This window comes from Dictyoglomus sp. LHC4 (genome assembly GCF_055181355.1).
Window position 1 is genome coordinate 1,575,320 of sequence record NZ_CM143707.1, and the last position, 18,607, is coordinate 1,593,926.

General features: G+C 31.7%; 17 protein-coding genes. 8 read left to right on the forward strand and 9 right to left on the reverse strand.

Annotated features, from left to right (window positions below; genetic code table 11):
• Window positions 1-4: 4 nt before the first annotated feature.
• Genes tyrS through ACY3JO_RS08055 form a run of 8 tightly spaced genes read left to right on the forward strand, consistent with a single transcriptional unit; the run spans window position 5 to window position 9,562 of the window.
• On the forward strand, window positions 5-1,219 hold the full coding sequence (gene tyrS / locus ACY3JO_RS08020; RefSeq protein ID WP_463084476.1) for a tyrosine--tRNA ligase: 1,215 nt from the start codon (window positions 5-7) through the stop codon (window positions 1,217-1,219).
• Window positions 1,216-2,064: a 3D domain-containing protein gene (locus ACY3JO_RS08025; RefSeq protein WP_463084477.1), complete on the forward strand. Its 849-nt coding sequence runs from the start codon at window positions 1,216-1,218 to the stop codon at window positions 2,062-2,064. Before tyrS ends, ACY3JO_RS08025 begins: the two co-directional genes overlap by 4 nt.
• A complete protein-coding gene (gene rsmA, locus ACY3JO_RS08030) occupies window positions 2,064-2,897 on the forward strand; it encodes a 16S rRNA (adenine(1518)-N(6)/adenine(1519)-N(6))-dimethyltransferase RsmA (RefSeq protein WP_463084478.1) in 834 nt (277 codons plus the stop codon). The genes ACY3JO_RS08025 and rsmA overlap by 1 nt, the downstream gene beginning before the upstream one ends.
• Window positions 2,887-3,747: a 4-(cytidine 5'-diphospho)-2-C-methyl-D-erythritol kinase gene (gene ispE / locus ACY3JO_RS08035; RefSeq protein WP_463084479.1), complete on the forward strand. Its 861-nt coding sequence runs from the start codon at window positions 2,887-2,889 to the stop codon at window positions 3,745-3,747. The genes rsmA and ispE overlap by 11 nt, the downstream gene beginning before the upstream one ends.
• Before the next feature lie 13 nt (window positions 3,748-3,760).
• The gene (ilvA, locus tag ACY3JO_RS08040) at window positions 3,761-4,987 is read left to right on the forward strand and encodes a threonine ammonia-lyase (RefSeq protein WP_463084480.1); all 1,227 of its coding nucleotides are present in this window, start codon (window positions 3,761-3,763) and stop codon (window positions 4,985-4,987) included.
• A complete protein-coding gene (locus tag ACY3JO_RS08045) occupies window positions 4,980-6,041 on the forward strand; it encodes a M42 family metallopeptidase (RefSeq protein ID WP_463084481.1) in 1,062 nt (353 codons plus the stop codon). Before ilvA ends, ACY3JO_RS08045 begins: the two co-directional genes overlap by 8 nt.
• Window positions 6,038-7,012, forward strand: a complete 975-nt coding sequence (locus ACY3JO_RS08050; RefSeq protein ID WP_463084482.1) for a tRNA 4-thiouridine(8) synthase ThiI — start codon at window positions 6,038-6,040, stop codon at window positions 7,010-7,012. Before ACY3JO_RS08045 ends, ACY3JO_RS08050 begins: the two co-directional genes overlap by 4 nt.
• A gap of 21 nt (window positions 7,013-7,033) precedes the next feature.
• Window positions 7,034-9,562, forward strand: a complete 2,529-nt coding sequence (locus tag ACY3JO_RS08055) for a CBS domain-containing protein (RefSeq protein ID WP_463084483.1) — start codon at window positions 7,034-7,036, stop codon at window positions 9,560-9,562.
• On the opposite strand, the gene alr is transcribed toward ACY3JO_RS08055, so the two are convergent.
• From alr to ACY3JO_RS08100, 9 genes are read right to left on the reverse strand one after another with little or no spacing between them, the layout of a single operon-like run.
• Entirely contained in the window at window positions 9,540-10,676 is a 1,137-nt protein-coding gene (gene alr / locus ACY3JO_RS08060) for an alanine racemase (RefSeq protein WP_463084484.1), read from the reverse strand. The genes ACY3JO_RS08055 and alr overlap by 23 nt on opposite strands.
• The gene (locus ACY3JO_RS08065; protein WP_463084485.1) at window positions 10,677-11,282 is read right to left on the reverse strand and encodes a V-type ATP synthase subunit D; all 606 of its coding nucleotides are present in this window, start codon (window positions 11,280-11,282) and stop codon (window positions 10,677-10,679) included. It lies immediately after the preceding gene.
• Window positions 11,272-12,654: a V-type ATP synthase subunit B gene (locus ACY3JO_RS08070; protein ID WP_463084486.1), complete on the reverse strand. Its 1,383-nt coding sequence runs from the start codon at window positions 12,652-12,654 to the stop codon at window positions 11,272-11,274. The genes ACY3JO_RS08065 and ACY3JO_RS08070 overlap by 11 nt, the downstream gene beginning before the upstream one ends.
• Complete coding sequence (locus ACY3JO_RS08075; protein WP_463084487.1) at window positions 12,647-14,416, reverse strand: V-type ATP synthase subunit A; 1,770 nt, start codon at window positions 14,414-14,416, stop codon at window positions 12,647-12,649. Before ACY3JO_RS08075 ends, ACY3JO_RS08070 begins: the two co-directional genes overlap by 8 nt.
• Before the next feature lie 4 nt (window positions 14,417-14,420).
• Window positions 14,421-14,732, reverse strand: a complete 312-nt coding sequence (locus ACY3JO_RS08080; RefSeq protein WP_463084488.1) for a V-type ATP synthase subunit F — start codon at window positions 14,730-14,732, stop codon at window positions 14,421-14,423.
• Window positions 14,725-15,588 (reverse strand): V-type ATPase subunit, encoded by an 864-nt coding sequence (locus ACY3JO_RS08085; RefSeq protein WP_463084489.1) that lies wholly within the window; start codon window positions 15,586-15,588, stop codon window positions 14,725-14,727. The genes ACY3JO_RS08080 and ACY3JO_RS08085 overlap by 8 nt, the downstream gene beginning before the upstream one ends.
• 2 nt (window positions 15,589-15,590) lie before the next feature.
• Window positions 15,591-16,157 carry a V-type ATP synthase subunit E family protein gene (locus ACY3JO_RS08090; RefSeq protein WP_463084490.1) on the reverse strand — a complete coding sequence of 189 codons (567 nt, stop codon included), beginning with the start codon at window positions 16,155-16,157 and terminating at the stop codon, window positions 15,591-15,593.
• Complete coding sequence (locus tag ACY3JO_RS08095; RefSeq protein ID WP_463083535.1) at window positions 16,157-16,630, reverse strand: V-type ATP synthase subunit K; 474 nt, start codon at window positions 16,628-16,630, stop codon at window positions 16,157-16,159. Before ACY3JO_RS08095 ends, ACY3JO_RS08090 begins: the two co-directional genes overlap by 1 nt.
• A gap of 5 nt (window positions 16,631-16,635) precedes the next feature.
• Entirely contained in the window at window positions 16,636-18,606 is a 1,971-nt protein-coding gene (locus ACY3JO_RS08100; protein ID WP_463084491.1) for a V-type ATP synthase subunit I, read from the reverse strand.
• Window position 18,607: the final 1 nt, after the last annotated feature.

An 18,607-nucleotide genomic window follows, 5' to 3' on the forward strand; every position in this document is an offset into this window, starting at 1 on the left:
CAAAATGAAAAGAGTAAGTATAGAGGAAGAATTAGAGATATTAATCTCTAACGTAGTTGAAATAATACCCGAAAATGGATTAGAAGAGAAGCTAAAAAAAGCAAGAGAAGAGAACAGACCTTTAAGAGTTAAACTTGGAGCAGACCCATCTGCTCCAGATCTCCATTTAGGACATGCTGTAGTGCTTAGAAAATTGAAACAATTTCAAGATTTGGGACATCAGGTCGTATTCATCATTGGTGATTTTACCGCAAGAATAGGCGATCCATCAGGAAGATCAGAAACAAGAAAACCTTTAACACCTGAACAAGTAAAGAAAAATGCTTTAACTTATCAAGATCAAGTTGGAAAAATTCTTGATATATCAAGAGCTGAGATAAGATACCAAGAAGAATGGTTTGGGGGAATGAAGTTAGAAGATGTTTTAGTCCTCACATCTAAATATACCCTTGCCAGAATGTTAGAAAGGGATGATTTTGCTCAAAGATTTAAAGAACAAAGACCTATATTTTTACATGAGATCATGTATCCTCTCCTTCAAGCTTATGATTCTGTAGCTATAAAAGCAGACATAGAATTGGGAGGAACTGATCAAAAATTTAATCTAATAGTAGGAAGAGAAATACAAAGAGAGTATGGTTTAGAGCCTCAAGTAGCTATGCTTATGCCCATATTAGAGGGTTTAGACGGCAGACAGAAAATGAGCAAAAGTCTTGGAAATTATATAGGTCTTACAGAACCTCCAAATCAGATGTATGGTAAGGTAATGTCAATACCCGATGAATTAATAATAAGATATTTTGAACTTGCCACAGAACTACCTAAAGAGGAGACCAGAGAAATAGAAAGAAAAATGAAAGAGGGAATATTAAATCCAAGAGATGCAAAAGCAAGATTAGCAAGAGAAATTGTGAAGATTTATCATGGAGAAGAAGCAAGTATAAGAGCAGAAGAAGAATTTAATAGAATATTCCGTAACAAAGAACTTCCTGAGGAAGTACAAGAAGTAATAATTAATGAACCTAAAATCTGGATAGTAAAATTATTGACCTTATTAGGTGCAGCAAAAAGTAATAGTGAGGCAAAAAGATTAATATCTCAAGGCGCTGTAGAAATTAATGGCACAAGAATTGAAGATATAAATATGGATATAGAAATTGACAAACCCTTTATCTTGAGGGTTGGAAAACACTTTTTTAGGAGGATTAAAAGAGAGTGAAAAGAAAAATAATCACCATAACTGTATTTTTAGGAAGCCTCGTAGTAATAACAACAGCAAAAATTATTGAAACTAATCTTTGGAATAAAAATTTGCATTTAAGACCTATAAAAGAAATCATTATTGTTGATGGAAATAGAAGACCTATAAAAGTAAGAACAAATGCTGGATTTGTTTGGGAAGTTTTAGAGGAAAAAAATATTAAAGTATCAAAATATGATATTGTTAGTCCACCCGCTCGTACTCCTCTTGCAGCCAGAATAAAGGAAATTCGCATCACAAGAGTAAAAGAAGAAACAGTCCAAAAAATTAGAATTATAGAACCCAAGATTATCTTAAAAGTTAAAGCTGGAAATATTTATAAAGAAGAAATTCTTCAATCAGGAAAGATTGGAAAAATCCAAGAAACATATAAAAGAAAATATATTAACGGAAAACTTGCAGAAGAAAAAAAACTATCTTCAAAAGAAATCCAAAAAATGACCCCTAAAGTAATAAATGTAATCTCCCCAGTACTCAAATATTTAAACCTAAAATCAGCAGAATACGAGGTAGTAAAACCAATTACTGTAACTGCCACAGCCTATGAGCCTTGGACAGGTGGAGATGGAAATAGTATAACAGCTCTTGGATGGAAGGCCATAAAAGGAATAATAGCAGTAGACCCAAGATATATTCCCTTACGAAGTACTTTTTATATTCCCAATTACGGTTTTGCCATCGCAGGTGATACAGGAGGCTTAATAAAAGGTTGGAAAGTGGACCTTTGTTATCCAACAGTTAGAGAGGTTGCCAATTTTGGAAGAAGAAAAATCAAAATATATCTTTTGAAAAGAATATCTTAATGGAATTAACCGATAAAAGCACATTATTATCATTATTAAAGGAACATAATATATTTTTAAAAAAAAGTCTTGGTCAAAATTTTTTAATAAACCCTTATCTTTTAAAAAAAATAGTAGATCAATTAGATATAACAAGAGAAGACACTATTTTAGAGATAGGATGCGGAGTAGGTACTCTTACTTTAGAACTTGCAAAAAGAGCAAAAGAAGTTATTGGAATTGAAGTAGATAAAAGATTTAAACCCATATTAGAGGAACATTTAAAAGATTTTAACATCAAACTTATCTTTGAGGATGTGTTAAAAGTAGATCTTAGAAAGATTATAACGCAACCCTATAAACTAACCGGAAATCTACCTTATTACATCTCAGGATCCTTTTTAGGAGAATACTTGAAAAAAGGACCTTATGCCCAGATAATGGTACTCATGCTTCAAAAAGAAATGTTTGAAAGAATAACTTCAAAAGCAGGCTCTAAAAAATATAGCCCTTTATCTATCCTTTTAAGCTTAAACTACAAATATGAATTAATAACGAAAGTCTCTCCTGATTCATTTTTTCCACCACCAGAAGTTGAATCAGTAGTTATAAAACTGACATATTCTCCTACACCTTATAATATTTTAGATAAGGATCTTTTTTATAACATATTAAGGATAGGATTTGCCCAAAGAAGAAAATATCTTATTAACAACCTACAAAGGTATTTACCTCAGATTGAATGGAAAGCTTTATTTAAAGATTTAAACATAGATTTAAAAACAAGAGCAGAAGAAATAATACCAGAAATGTTTATAGAAATTGCTAATAGGGTAAAAGACTATGAATATTAAACTATTAACTTTTGCTAAGCTTACTCTTCTTCTTGATGTAATTGATAAAAGGCCTGATGGATATCATAATGTTAAAATACTCCTACATAACATAAATCTTAGTGATTTTATGAGTATCAATTTAATTCCATATCCCTATTTTATTTTAGAAACTAATCTCCATATATCTCCAAAAGAAAATTTAATATATAAGGGTTATAAAGCCTTTATAAAAGAGACGGGAATAAAAGTTGGATGCAAAATCTTTCTTCATAAAAGAATACCAAAAGAAGCAGGGCTTGGAGGTGGAAGTTCTAATGCGGCAGGTATAATATACGGATTAAATATACTTACCAAAGCAAATCTTTCCTTAGAGGAAATGGCCAATATAGGAAAATTTTTGGGATCGGATATACCTTTCTTCTTTTATGGGGGATCCTCTGTTGCAGAGGGGAGGGGTGAAATAATTAAAAAAATTAAACATCAAAGATTAAAATTTCTTTTAATCTTTCCACCTTTTGGAATAAGTACTAAAGAGGTATACTCAAAAATCTCTAAAGATCTATTAGGAAATCATATAGATTTTAAAAAAAAGGTTTCAGAATATACTAATGGAATCTACATTAAACCATATAATTTTTTAGAAAAAATAACCTTTAATATGTATCCAGAACTTGCTATTATAAAGAAAGAAATAGAGAAAGTCACTGAATATGTTTCTATGACAGGATCAGGTTCAACCATTTTTGTAATGGTAAAAGATAAAGAAGAGGTAAAAAAAATCTTGGAAAGACTAAACAAATATATAGAAAAAGGGTATAAAATAAAATTGGTAGATTCAGCAGAACAAGGAATCAAAATCTTAAGATAAAGGAGTGTTTTAAATGATAGGGTTAAAAGATGTTGAGACCTCAAGGATGAGGATTTCACCCTATATCCACAAAACCCCCCTAACCTACTCCCAAAGCATCAGTGATCTTACAGGTAAAGATATCTATTTAAAGTTTGAAAATCTTCAAAAAACAGGTTCTTTTAAAATAAGAGGAGCCATGAACTACATATCCCAATTAAAAGATAAAAAAATAAACGGGATAGTTACTGCTTCTGCTGGAAATCATGCCCAGGGAGTAGCATATGCCGGAAAACTTTTTAACATTAAAACTATTATCGTAATGCCTGAAAATACACCACTAATTAAGATCATAACCACGAAAAGTTATGGGGCTTATGTTATTCTTCATGGAAAAATATATGATGAGTCTTATTCCTATGCCAAAAGTATTGCAGAAGATGAAAAAATGGAATTTATTCCAGCCTTTGATGATGAGAAAATAATAGCAGGACAAGGAACTATTGGTTTAGAAATTTTAGAAGATCTTGAAGATATAGACGCAGTAATAGTACCTCTTGGGGGAGGTGGCCTTTCTGCAGGCATTTGCATAGCTATAAAAGAAAAAAGTCCAAAAATAAAAGTTTATGGAGTACAATCTATAGCCTTTCCTTGTTTCTATGAAAAGTTCAAAAACACAAAAATAGAAAATAAACCCTCTCAAACCATAGCAGAAGGGATAGCAGTCAAAAAAACTGGTGAAATTACTTATTCTATATTGGAAAAATATTTAGATGATATCTTTGTCGTTGATGAAGAAAAAATTGCTCAAGCTATATTACTTTTTCTGGAAAGAACAAAAACACTGGTTGAAGGAGCTGGAGCTACTACTTTAGCTGTTTTGTTAGAACATGGAGATCTTATTCATAAAAAGAAAATAGTACTCATATTAAGTGGAGGAAACATTGATGTAACCCTCCTCTCAAAAATAATAGAATACGGACTTATCGAAACTGGAAGACTGGTACATATGATAGTAAAACTGCCTGACTTACCAGGACATCTTTCAAGGGTAATAAATGTAATATCAGAAGAAAAAGCAAATATAATAACAATTCATCAAGATCCATCCTTACCTTTATTCCCTAAAATAGAAAGTACCGTTGAATTTACCTTAGAGACAAAAAACCCCGACCAAATTAGAAGAATTTTTGATAAAATAAGAGGAATAGGATACGATGTTGAAATCTTAGAAAAAGGAGGTTTAAAGAAAAATGAATGACTTATTACAAATGTTAAAAGAGCTCACAGAAGCCAACGGTGTATCAGGATACGAAAAGGAAATAAGAGAGGTAATTAAAAAATATCTTAAAGATCATGCAAGTTTAGAAGAAGATCGCTTAGGAAGTCTTATCTTTAAAAAAGAGGGTCAAAACTCATATCCCAAGGTAATGCTTGCTGCTCATATGGATGAAATTGGTTTTATGGTGAAGAATATTACCACAAACGGATACATAAAATTCTTACCCCTTGGTGGTTGGTGGGATCAGGTATTACTTTCTCAAAGAGTAGTTATTCATACTCAAAAGGGACCTGTTATTGGAGTAATCGGATCAAAACCACCCCATATTCTTACTGAGGAAGAAAGAAAAAAAGTTGTAGAAAAGAAAGATATGTATATAGATGTAGGGGCTAAGAGCGAAGAAGAAGCTTTAAATATGGGAATAAGACCAGGAGATGCTATAACACCAAAAAGTGATTTTACTGTTATGAATAATCCTGATATGCTTATTGCAAAAGCATGGGATGATAGAGTTGGTTGTGCATTAATGATCGAAATTATTAAGGAATTAAAAAGTACAAATCATCCCAACACTGTATTTGGTGTAGCCACAGTACAAGAAGAAGTTGGTCTTAGAGGAGCAGTAACTTCCTCTTATGTAGTAAATCCTGATGTTGCCATAGTCTTAGAATCGGATATAGCTACCGATATGCCAGGCATAGAAGAGGAAAAAAAGGTATTTTTAGGAAAAGGACCTTCCATTATACTTTATGATGTTACCATGATTCCTAACGTCAATCTAAGAAGACTTTTCATTGAAACTTCAGAAAAATTAAATATTCCAATCCAATTTTCAGCCTTAGAAAGAGGCGGTACTGATGGGGGAAGAATCCATATTCATGCTAAAGGTGTACCTTCCGTAGTAATTGGTGTTCCAGCAAGATATATTCATTCCCATACAAGCATAATAAATATTCAAGATTTCCTGAATGCAAAGAGACTTATATTAGAAGCAATAAAAAGATTAGACAAAGAAATTGTAGAAAATTTATGAAAAGAAAAGCCATATCCCTTCTATCAGGCGGATTAGACAGTATATTAGCAACATGGCTTATCCTTCAACAAGGGGTAGAAGTAATTGGAATATATTATTCTACACCTTTTTTTGATATAGAAAAAGCCAAAAAGGCTGCTGAATTTCTCAATATCCCTTTGGAAATTATTGATGTGACTGATGAATTTATACCTATTTTATTAAACCCAAGATATGGTTATGGAAAAAATATGAACCCTTGTATTGATTGTCATGCTTTCATGATAAAAAAAACTAAAGAACAACTTAAAAAATATAATGCTGATTTTATTGTAACAGGAGAAGTTTTAGGAGAAAGACCCATGTCCCAAAATAAACAATCCTTAAAAATAATAGAAAAATATTCTGATGCAGAGGAAATATTACTTAGACCATTATCAGCCAAATTACTTCCTCCAACAAAACCTGAAAAAGAAGGGTTAATTGATCGAAACAAAATGTTAGATATAAAGGGTAGATCAAGGAAAATACAACTTGATCTTGCAAAAAGAATAGGATTAAAAGAAATTCCAACTCCTGCTGGTGGTTGTCTTCTTACAGAACCTAATTTCTCAAGGAGACTTAAAGATCTTATAGAACATCAAAAACTCATCTCAAAAAGAGATTTAGAACTTTTAAAATTGGGTAGACACTTTAGAATTGATATGGTAAAAATCATTGTAGGGAGAAACAAAGAAGAAAACGAAAAATTGTTAGAATTAGCAAATCCTGAAGATATAATTATAAAAGCAGAAGAACCTTCTCCCATAGTACTAATACCCCAGAAAATAGAAAATGAAAAAATTTTAGAAATAGCAGAAAAAATTGCAGGATATTATAGCGATCATAGAAATAAAGAAAAGGTAAAAATAAAAATAAAACATGGAGAAAAAGAAAAAGAATTAGAAATAGAACCATATAACAAAGAAAATTTTCCTTATAAACCTATATAGATTATGAAGGAAAAAATTCAATTGATTCTTACTCATAACTATTTAGATTTTGATGCCCTATCCTCTCTCTATGCTGCAAAAAAAATATACCCAAAAGCCATAGCTTATACAAGCAAAAGCATGGAGAGAAAAGTTTATGAATTTTATTTATTATATAAGGATATCCTTAGGTTTCAAGAAAACTACGAGTATATTATTTCAAACAAAGACAATATAGAAAAGATCATATTAGTAGATAACCATTACATAAACAGAATAGATAAAAATATTCAAGAAATATTAAAAGAAGGAAATTATATTATAGAAATTTACGACCATCACGAAAGTGGAGACATAAAAGGAAATACTGAGATCATAGAAAGAACTGGATCCACCACCACCATATTAGTAGAAAAACTAATAGAAAATAAAATTCCTATAGATCCCATAGAAGCTACCATATTTCTAATTGGAATTTATCAGGATACAGGGAATTTTACCTTTGCAAATACCACTCCAAAAGATTTAAAAACAGCCAGCATTCTTTTAGAAAGAGGTGCTGATTTAAACATCATAAACTATTATTTACATGAAAAATTAACCGACGAACAAAAAGAATTTCTTGATGAACTTTTACAGAACTCAAAAGAGGAAATTATAAGAGGTTATAAGGTTGTTATAAGCAAATTAAAAAAGGAAAAATATATAGAAGGTCTCTCTATATTGGCTCATAAAGTTTTGGATGAAAAAGAAGGATATATTCTTTTCATATTACTTCAAGTAAAGGAAAAAATTTATGTATTAGGAAGAACAAGACTTCCCAACATCGATCTTAGAGATATCTTGAAAGAATTTAATCCGGGAGGACATAAAAGTGCTACTACTGTAGTACTGAATAGCAATAGCATGGAGCTTGACGACCTTGAAAAGTTTTTAAAAGAAAGATTATTAATTTATTTACCTAAGGATTTTACTGCAAAAGATATAATGTCTTATCCAGTAGTCACAATAACACCAGATACAAGCATTCGCGAGGCCTTCAGAATAATGATGAAATATGGTTATGGTGGATTATGTGTTGAGGAAAATGGCAAGCTTATAGGAATTATAAGTAGAAGAGATGTAGAAAAAGCAATAAATTTAAAACTAACAAAAAGAAAGGTCAAATCTTTTATGTCAAAACCAGTAATAACTGTCACTCCTGAAACATCTATCTCGGAAATAGAAAGAATTTTAGTAGAAAAAAATATCGGAAGAGTTCCTGTAGTAGAAAATGGTAAGATAGTAGGAATTATTACAAGACAAGATATATTAAAGTTTAGATTTTTGAAATCACAAACTTATGCACCTTTAGGAAGTATATTTCAGATCCAAGAAGAGAAAATAAAAAATTCGACTTGGAAAGAGATTTTAGAAGAATTGAGAAAGTTGACATCACAGTATAACATTTCTATTTACGCCATTGGGGGTTTTGTAAGGGATCTCTTATTGGGAATACCTAATTACGATCTTGATCTTGTGGTAGAAGGAGATATAAATATCGTCATATCAAAAATAATGGATAAATGGACTGGAAGAGTGAAAGTTCATGATGAATTTGGAACATCCGAAATAGTAATAGATGGAAAGAGAATAGATATCGCTACCGCAAGAACTGAATATTATGAGGAACCTGGAAGCCTCCCAAAAGTAGAGAGAAGTTCTTTTTGGTTAGACTTAAAAAGAAGAGATTTCACGATAAATGCTTTAGCAATGAGTTTAAATGAAGAAAATTTTGGAGAAATCATAGATCTTTATGGAGGATTAGAAGATCTTACAAGAAAAGAATTAAGAATTCTTCATAATTTAAGTTTTATAGAAGATCCAACAAGAATTCTTAGAGGAATAAGATTGGAAGTAAGACTTTCCTTTTCCTTCGAAGAAAAAACATTTTCATTATTGAAAGAAGCCATAGAGCATGGATTTCTTAAAAAGATTGGAAAAGAAAGATTGAGAGAAGAAATAATTCTAATCTTAAACGAAAAAGAACCAGTAAAAGTACTGAGAAGATTAGAAGAATTGAATGCTATAAACCAAATATTTCCAATTAAAAATCTTCCAAAGAATATAGAGAAAACACTTGATATTTTAATAAAAGAGTATCCTGAAGATTATAAAATTCAAGTCTTAGATATAATTTCAAATGCCGACGAAAAAGATGGAACAAAATGGTTAGAAGAATTACATTTTTCTAAAAAAACCATATATTATTTCTCTATACTGAAAAGATACATGGAAAAAGAGATACTTAACGAAAAAGATATTCTTTTCCTCTATGAACTTCCAATACCCATATTACTTCTTATTTCTGTCAATGCAAAAAGAAAAAAAGAAATTCTTAGAATAAAACTTCTAAAAGAGAAAAAAGTACCATATATAACTGGAGAAGAACTACTTAGCTTTGGTGTTAAAGGAAGAAAAATAGGAGAAACTCTAAAATTATTATTTTTGAAACACTTTAATAATGAGATAAAAGATAAACATAATGAAATAAAACTTGTAAATGAAATTATAAATCAAGCTCCTCAATAGGATCTTTTAAATTTTTTCCATTAAATTTATAAACACTGCATAGTCTCTTTGCAGAACCAAACCCTGTTAATATTTCATAAGGAATAGTATTCGAAAGAATAGAAAGTTCTTGAGCATCTATTATTTTATCTCCCTCCTTTCCCATAATTGTTACCAAATCACCCGTTTTTATATCCTCATCCGTAACATTTACTGTAAATTGATCCATTGATATCCTTCCTACAACTTTAAAAAACTCACCTTTTATTATAACTTTAGCCTTATTTGATAGTTCCCTTCTATATCCATCAGCATATCCTATAGGAATAAGTGCCAAAACCATATTTTTTTGTGTAATATATGTATGTCCATAACCTATTCCCCATCCTGCAGGTACTTCTTTTATTAAAGTAACTCTTGCTCTGATTTCCATAACTGGCCTTAATTTCTTATCTCCATATCCATACAAAGAGATACCAGGTCTTACAGCTTGATAATGTAGTTCTGGAAAATTAAAAATTCCCCCTGTATTGGATACATGAAAATATATGTCATGATAATTTTTTAGATCATTATATATTTTCTGGCAAAGTTCCTTTTGAAATATATTATAAGGATCCTTTTTGTTTTCCGGAGTAGAAAGATGAGTAGACAAAGCCTCTAAATACAGTTCAGGATATTTACTTAATATATCCTTTATTTTATCTATATCAGTAGGAAGTATCCCTTCTCTGCCCATGCCTGTATCTATAGCAAGATGAAATTTTAATCTTTTTCCTAATTTTTTAGCGTATTTACCAAGTTCCTCTAAGAAAAATAAATCCGAAACTAATGGGATAAGATTAAATTCAAAAAAATAAGGAATAGAATAATAGAGCTGCGGAGATAAAATTAATATCTCCCCAGTTATACCTATGTTTCTTAACTCAAGTCCTTCTTCTATATGAGCAACAGCAAATTTTTTAATTCCCTCTTTTTGCAAAAATCTTGATACTACTTTTGCCCCATGCCCATAAGCATCAGCTTTAACTACAGCTATTATTTCAACCTTTTCTCCTACTTTTTCTCTTATTATCTTTAAATTATTTAAAAGAGCAGATAAATCAATTTCTCTCCACGCTAATTTATTTTCCATTTATGATTCCTTTAATCTTAACAACCTAAAGAAATTTCCTCTTTCTAGTTCTTCTAACTTAACTGTAATAAGTTTTATGGTTTCCTCAATTTGAGGAATCAACTTATATTCTAAGGCATTAACTCTTCTCTTGGTCCTCTCTATCTCTTGAAGAAGAGAAAGAATATATCTTTCTTTATTAGCTAAAGCCACTAACTCATCTAACAATTCAGACCATAAACGAGAAAGCTCGTCTAAATCAGTAGGAGTTTCTATCAAGCTATAAGATGGAAAATAAAGGTTAGAAATTGATAGTTCCTTAACGGGAATATTCATCATCTTTTCATATTTTTGGTACAAAAGACTTTTTCCATCATTCATAAATACAAGTAAATCCCATATAGGCCCAGAGGTTTTTATATATACAATACCTCCGAGAGCCAAGAATTCTAAAAATTTCACCTCTGTAAGTTCTCTTAAAGTTCTATAGTTTTGTATCTCTTCCATAAATCTTTGGATCAAACCTTCTAATTTATCTTCCAACAATTTATGCCCTCTCCTCGCAATAGCAAGCCTCTTTTTAAGTCTTAAAAGTTCCATTCGGTTAGGATTAACTCTAAGAGGCATCTTCCTTCCCCCAGAATTCATCAAGATATTCAGGTCTCACTCTCTTGAGACTGGATCTTGGGAATTTTCTAAGTAGCTTCCAACCTAAATCTAAGGTCTCAAATATACTTCTATTTTCATATTCACCTTGTCTTATAAATTTATCCTCAAATTCTTCTGCAAATTCCAAAAACTGCAAGTCCTCTTCAGTAAGGGCTGCTTCTCCTAAAACTACCGCTAACTCTTTAGCCTCTAATCCACGAGAGTAGGCGGCATAAAGCTGGTTAGAAAGATCACCATGATCTTTTCTTGTTCTTCCTTCTCCTATTCCACCTCTCATAAGTCTTGATAAAGATTGAAGAACATCTATAGGTGGATATATTCCTCTTCTGTAAAGTTCTCTACTTAGGAATATCTGACCCTCCGTAATATAACCTGTGAGATCTGGTATAGGGTGAGTTCTATCATCTTCTGGCATGGTAAGAATAGGAAGTAGAGTGATAGATCCTTTCTTACCTTTAATTCTTCCTGCCCTTTCATATAATGTGGCAAGATCTGTATAAAGGTAACCTGGATAACCTCTTCTTCCTGGGACTTCTTTTCTTGCAGCTGATACCTCTCTTAACGCTTCTGCATAATTGGTCATATCACTTAATATGACTAAAACATGCATGTCTAAGTCAAAAGCTAAATATTCAGCACAGGTTAATGCAAATCTTGGAGTTGCAATTCTTTCTATAACTGGATCATTGGAAAGATTTATAAATAGAACACTTCTTTCAAGAGCTCCCGTTTCTTTAAAGTTTTCTATAAAGAAATAAGCTTCCTCAAAAGTAATACCCATAGCTCCAAAAACTACTGCGAATTTTTCTTCCTCATTCAAGAGTCTTGCTTGTCTCGCTATTTGTGCTGCTAATGCAGCATGGGGTAGTCCAGATCCCGAAAATATAGGAATTTTCTGGCCACGTACAATAGTATTCATTCCATCTATAGCGGAGATACCAGTTTGAATAAATTCCGATGGATAGGCTCGAGAATAAGGATTAATTGGACTACCATTTATATCCATCCTCTTATGAGGAATGATCTCAGGACCACCGTCTCTTGGACGCCCTAGACCATCAAAAGTTCTTCCAAGCATAGAAGGAGAAAGATTTATTTCAAGAACTTGCCCCAAAAACTTAATTCTCATACCTTTTAAAGATAAATCTTGTGTGCTTGCAAACATCTGCACTAAAGCAGCACCTTCTTGAGCCTCGAGAACTTGCCCCTGTCTTATTTCTCCATTAGAAAGTTTTACTTCAACAACCTCTCCATATTTGACATTTTCTATATTCTCCACCAAAACTAAAGGTCCACTTATTTTTGATACAGAGGTATATTCTTTAAGCATATTCCTTTGTCCCCTCCTTTATACCACGTAACTTCTGAGCAACCTCAAAAAGTAGATCTTCTAATTCCTTTATCCTATCCTCTGGTATAAATTTCATTCGAGCTATCTTTTCTCTTTCTGGCATTCTTAAAATATCATCTAAAGGATAACCTTCTTCTATTAACTTTAAAGCTACATTATGAAAATTCATTATGTTTTTAAGCATAAGATATTGCTTATATAATGAAGTATAAGTGTCAACCTCATGAAGTGCATTTTGATGTAAGAAATCTTCTCTTATAGATCTTGCCGTTTCTAAAGTTAATCTATCTTGAGGTGATAAAGCTTCCATTCCTACCAATCTTACAATATCTTGAAGTTCCGCTTCTCTTTGTAGAATTGCCATAGCTTTTTGCCTTAATTCATAATAATCTTCAGCTATTTTTTCTCTCCAATACTTACTAACAGGCTCCAGATATAAAGAATAACTTACAAGCCAATCTACTGCAGGAAAATGTCTACTAAAGGCAAGTCTTGCATCTAGTCCCCAGAATACTTTAGCAACTCTCAATGTGGCCTGTACAACAGGATCAGATAAGTCTCCCCCAGGAGGAGACACAGCTCCTATAATACTTACTGAACCTATCTTTTCATCTTTTCCTAAACATCTTACTAAACCTGCTCTTTCATAAAATCCTGCTACTCGAGAGGCTAAATAAGCAGGATAACCTTCTTCTCCTGGCATTTCTCCAAGTCTTCCAGAAATCTCTCTCATTGCTTCTGCCCAACGTGATGTAGAATCAGCCATAAGTGCTACATGATATCCCATATCTCTAAAGTATTCTGCCATTGTAATACCTGTAAATACAGAAGCCTCTCTTGCTGCTACTGGCATATTAGATGTATTTGCTATGAGAATTGTTCTTTCCATTAATGGTTTTCCTGTTCGAGGATCTTTTAACTCAGGAAATTCTATCAAAACTTCGGTCATTTCATTTCCTCTTTCACCACAACCAATATAAACCACAACTTCTGCATCTGCCCATTTAGCTAATTGGTGCTGAATAATTGTCTTTCCACTTCCAAAAGGTCCAGGAACACAAGCGGTACCACCTTTTACCAGTGGAAAAAAAGTATCCAATACCCTCTGTCCTGTTATCAAAGGTATTTGAGGGGGAAGTTTTTCTTTAACAGGTCTCTGGTATCTTACTGGCCATTTATGCATTAACTTTAATTCTACTTTATCCCCGTTCTCTTCCTCTAATATTCCAATAGTATCATCTACCGTAAAACTACCATTTTTAATTTCTAAAATTTTCCCTTTTAGCTTAGGAGGAACTAAAATTCTATGCTCTAATGCTGATGTTTCTTGCACAACCCCTAATATATCTCCACCTTCCACATAATCCCCTATTTTAACTCTTGCCTCAAAATTCCACTTTTTGCTTCTATCTAAGGCTGGGAAAGAAAGTCCTCTACTTAAAAAATCTCCACTAACTTCGGCCAATCTATTTAATGGCCTTTGGATTCCATCATAAATCTGACCAATAATTCCAGGTCCCAGTTCAACAGAAAGAGGCTCACCCAATGCATATACGGGCTCTCCTGGTCCTATCCCTTGAGTTTCTTCATATACTTGAATATACACTAAATCATTATCCAAACCAATAATTTCACCAAAGAGTTCTAAGTTTCCTACCCTTACCATCTCATACATCTTAACATTTGCAAGCCCTTTCGCTACAACTAAAGGACCTGCAACTCTAACTATCTTTCCTTCCATATTACTATCCCTCTCCTTCAGAAAATATATCTATTCCTAAAGCTTTTTCAGCCATATCTCTTAAAATCTCTTCCCCTAATTTTCTTTGTGAAAATGTATCGGGTAAAATAAGAGGAATCTTATCTTTTACATTTTCTAAAATATTTCCAGAAACACTTTCCAAAACTATAATCAAAGAATATTCCTTATCAGACAATCTATTAAAAACATCAAAGGCTTCTTTTTCATCTTTTACAGGAAAAACATCTACACCGTATATCTTAAATATTTCTACCAAACTTTCCAAACCTATAATAGCAATTTTACCTTCAAGCATTTGTTTTCAACAACCTTCTTTCCCAAAAAGCTTTTGGAATATTATTCTTTTTACTCTCCAAAAGGAGAATTAAATCTTCTAATTCCCACCATTTGTCATAGAAATAAAAAATAACAACTTCAGGACCGCTAATCACATTTTTAAAATTCATTGTCATATAATTTAAAAGATATTTTTTAATCAAAAAGTCAAAGTCAACATTTTCAGCCTCTTTTAAAACTCCCTGATAAGTCCCAGATGTTTTCTCATAAAAAGATTCAATGGAACTCAGATTTATACCATGTTTCTTAAATATATCTATATTTATATTTAATCTTTGAAGTCTTGAAATAATCTTTAAAACATAAAGATCTGTCCTTAATTCCCAAAATTTCTTAATATTAGGCAAACTAAGATTTTTTGTAAGCTCTTGTGAATATTTTACTACTTCCAAATCGATATATATATTTACGAGGTTTAAATCATTAGTTTCTTGCAAAAATCTAACCGCTCTACCTAATATTCTCTTTTTTAATTGACCATAAACAGCTCCATATTTGACATCAAAGGTCCCTAAAAAATCCTGTTGTGTATTACTCTTTAATAAATTCACCCTTACATCATGAACCATTAAATCAAAAAGCATAAGATCTAAATATGGAGACTTAACAGTCATCCTTATGTTTTTAAGATCGTCATTTAGAATCTTTATAATTCCCACATATCCTTCTAAAAGACTCCCATAATTATTATTCCTTAAAAACTCAACTATCTCTTCTATAGAGGAATTTATTAACTGCTCCCATGTTTGCTTATCTATGAATTTAGAGAACTTAGCTTTTAAATTTGTAGATAAAAATAGATATTCTGCATACATAATTACATCTCACCACGCAATATTTTAGCAATATCAAGAATATTATTATTCACAAGCTCTTCCAAAATTGTGTCTAAGGTAAGATCTATAATCACATTTCCTTTTTCAATTATAAATCCACCCATCCCTTCAACTCTTTCTTCTCTTAGTATAAGATTAAATTCCTTTGAGAGAGTTTCAATATCCAGGCTATCTTCGCCCTTTGTCAACAAAATACTACCCTCATTAATCTTTTCCCTTAATAAAATAGATCTCCATATGTCTGTATATTTATCTTTTGAAAGCTTCTTTACTCTTTTTAAAAGTTCAGATTTCAAATTGTATACAACTTCAGTCTCAACCTTAGCTGATTCAGTTAAATACTTCAGTTTAACCTGAGACATTAAAGTCTCTTCCTCTTTCTTCAATCTATCTTCCAACTCTCTCTTAATTTGTTCCTTCCACTCTTCAAACTCTTTTTCTTTTTTTGTCACAAAATCAGTAAATTCCTTTTCCTTCTTATTTCTTAACTCTTCAATTTTAAATTCTTTTTCTTTTTCAAGCCTTTCTAATACTTTCTCTATGGACATTAGATCTTCACTCCAAAGAATAAGAATATTATTGAAGTAATTAAGGAAAGAATAGCATAGGTTTCAACTAAAGCAGGAATAATAATAGCCTGACCAGAAGTTTGTGGTTTTTGGGCTACCATTTGCAATGCTGCAGCACTTGCCCTTCCCTGCCAAATTCCACTCACAAATTCACCAATCATAAGAGGAATACTTACAGCAAAAACCATAAGCCCCTGCTCAAGGGTTAAATTAGGGACATTACCCCCAAGAAGCCCAAGTCTCATTAAAATAAGAAATGCTCCTATAAATCCATAAAATCCCTGCGTACCAGGAAGAGCTTGTAGTATAAGAACAGTACCAAAAAGCTCTGGTTTTTCTGCTAATACTCCTCCTGCAGCCTCACCAGCAATACCAACTCCTTTACCAGAGCCTGCTGCTGCAAGACCAGCACCTAAAGCAGCGCCTATAAGGGCAATTGCTAAACCCAACATACTTCTTACCTCCCATTAGATTGTTTCTTTAATTTAAAATATTTACCTTCCACTCTATAAATAGAGAATCTTCTGCCACCATCAACAAAGAACCTTCCATACATTTCTAAAAATTGCAATCTGGTAGAATGAACAAAGGCTGAAAGAGCACTTAAAACAAAATTTAATACTTGTCCGAAAACCCATACTAATGGCAATAATATAAAACCTAAAACTGGAATCCCTTTAATCATATTAGCAAGTTGTGTTATCACGAAACCAAATATTGAACCTACTAAGTTTAAGGCAAAAAGTCTAGAATAGGAAAGAATATCTCCAACAAATGAGGTCAAGCCATATCCACCTAATATTCCGTATATACTAATTAATCCCACAATAAATCTTGCTATACCCTTATTATCCCTTCCTTGAGTTAGCACAAGACCTATCAAGCTTAACCAAATTAGATATTTAAATATTTGTAAGTATGGAATATTTATTTTTAGTGCATTTCCTCCAAAATATATAAGGATTGACCCTAAAAAGAGTATCCAAAGTCCAGCATCATAGAAAGCCCCTTTATAATCCTTTACTCTCCAACAAGAAATAAATCTTAGAATTAAAGCATAAAATTGAGATATTACACCAATGAGAAGTGCAATACCTAAAGCGGTTATTAAGTCCTGACTTGGATTTATAATAGGAAATATCCCCATAAATTTACCGTCAGGACCTAAAAATATCTGATTTCCAAAAAAACTCCAAGTAATTATACCAACTAAAATAGATGGAAAACTTAGAATAGTTAATAAATCCAATAATTCCTTAGTTTCATCCTCCGGCTTATAAACTTTCTTTATCCATATTGTAGAGATGAGTAAAAGAAGCCCATAACCCACATCTCCCAAACAAATACCAAAAAATAACATATAAAAAGGCACCATAAAGGGAGTAGGATCTATAAATCCATAAGGAGGAAGTCCATAAAGCTTCGTTAAAAATTCAAAGGGTTTTATAAATTTAGGATTATTTAAAAGTACAGGCGGATCTTCATCGGGTAAAGGATCTCTACTCTCAAAACCAAAATTGGTAAGTCTTTTTTCAACAATATTTAGAAATTCATTTTTATCCTTTTTAGGTATCCAACCAGAAAAAACAGAAAAATATTTACTTCTATAAGAATACTCTTTATAACCCAACTCTCCTATCTTAGAAAGGTAATAATCATACCAGGCAAGTATGTTTTTCTTTCTAGTATATAGATCTTTAGCCTTTTCAAAAAGTTCAAAAAGCTCTTCTTTTAATTTTATTAGAAAATTACTTATCTTTTCAAGGGCAGTTTTTGGATAATATTTTAAATAAGGGATTCTTTTATTCTCAAAATTATATTTTGTTAATAGGGATTCAAAATAGGATATTTTATCCTTAGGTATAAGGATAACTATCCTTACTTCATTGTTCATTTCAAAATACTTATACCAATTTTCCTCTAATATATCACTCGCTTCCCTCAAAAACTTGGAAAAATTATCCTTTTTAAAACTTCCGCTATATATGTTAAATCGCTTAAAGGTTCTGGGAAAATTTAATTCTGAATCCAGAAATTCCCAATATTTAGTTTCCTCATACAAAGCAGCCAAAATTTTCTCTTTTTCTTCTATTACTGAAAGCCTTTTTTCTAAACTTTTTGCTTCCCTATATAAATTTTCTAAGGAGACCTCACTCCTTAACTTTTCAAACTCCTCTTCAGAAATTTCCTCTCTACCAGCAAAAAAAGCTTCTAAAAAACCCTTTTTTTGTGGATAAAATATATTTATAATTCTTAGTATATCCTCTATTCTTGAAATTTCATTATCATATGGGTTTCCTTTTTCTGAGGTCTCCTCATTTCCTAATTTCTCCCAATGGATACGGGGGAACTCTTTAAATATATCTCTCAATATACTCTCTTCATTCTTAGGAACAATTAACCAAAATTTTTCTATATCTAAAATCATT

Excerpts from the sequence above, each read along its gene's own strand:
- ilvA (WP_463084480.1), top strand. The coding sequence starts at position 3,761 with ATGATAGGGTTAAAAGATGTTGAGACCTCAAGGATGAGGATTTCACCC.
- ACY3JO_RS08095 (WP_463083535.1), bottom strand. The coding sequence starts at position 16,630 with ATGTTGGGTTTAGCAATTGCCCTTATAGGCGCTGCTTTAGGTGCTGGT.
- ACY3JO_RS08050 (WP_463084482.1), top strand. The coding sequence starts at position 6,038 with ATGAAAAGAAAAGCCATATCCCTTCTATCAGGCGGATTAGACAGTATA.
- ACY3JO_RS08070 (WP_463084486.1), bottom strand. The coding sequence starts at position 12,654 with ATGCTTAAAGAATATACCTCTGTATCAAAAATAAGTGGACCTTTAGTT.
- ACY3JO_RS08045 (WP_463084481.1), top strand. The coding sequence starts at position 4,980 with ATGAATGACTTATTACAAATGTTAAAAGAGCTCACAGAAGCCAACGGT.
- ACY3JO_RS08080 (WP_463084488.1), bottom strand. The coding sequence starts at position 14,732 with ATGCTTGAAGGTAAAATTGCTATTATAGGTTTGGAAAGTTTGGTAGAA.
- ACY3JO_RS08075 (WP_463084487.1), bottom strand. The coding sequence starts at position 14,416 with ATGGAAGGAAAGATAGTTAGAGTTGCAGGTCCTTTAGTTGTAGCGAAA.
- ispE (WP_463084479.1), top strand. The coding sequence starts at position 2,887 with ATGAATATTAAACTATTAACTTTTGCTAAGCTTACTCTTCTTCTTGAT.
- ACY3JO_RS08090 (WP_463084490.1), bottom strand. The coding sequence starts at position 16,157 with ATGTCCATAGAGAAAGTATTAGAAAGGCTTGAAAAAGAAAAAGAATTT.
- rsmA (WP_463084478.1), top strand. The coding sequence starts at position 2,064 with ATGGAATTAACCGATAAAAGCACATTATTATCATTATTAAAGGAACAT.
- alr (WP_463084484.1), bottom strand. The coding sequence starts at position 10,676 with ATGGAAAATAAATTAGCGTGGAGAGAAATTGATTTATCTGCTCTTTTA.
- ACY3JO_RS08100 (WP_463084491.1), bottom strand. The coding sequence starts at position 18,606 with ATGATTTTAGATATAGAAAAATTTTGGTTAATTGTTCCTAAGAATGAA.
- tyrS (WP_463084476.1), top strand. The coding sequence starts at position 5 with ATGAAAAGAGTAAGTATAGAGGAAGAATTAGAGATATTAATCTCTAAC.
- ACY3JO_RS08065 (WP_463084485.1), bottom strand. The coding sequence starts at position 11,282 with ATGCCTCTTAGAGTTAATCCTAACCGAATGGAACTTTTAAGACTTAAA.
- ACY3JO_RS08085 (WP_463084489.1), bottom strand. The coding sequence starts at position 15,588 with ATGTATGCAGAATATCTATTTTTATCTACAAATTTAAAAGCTAAGTTC.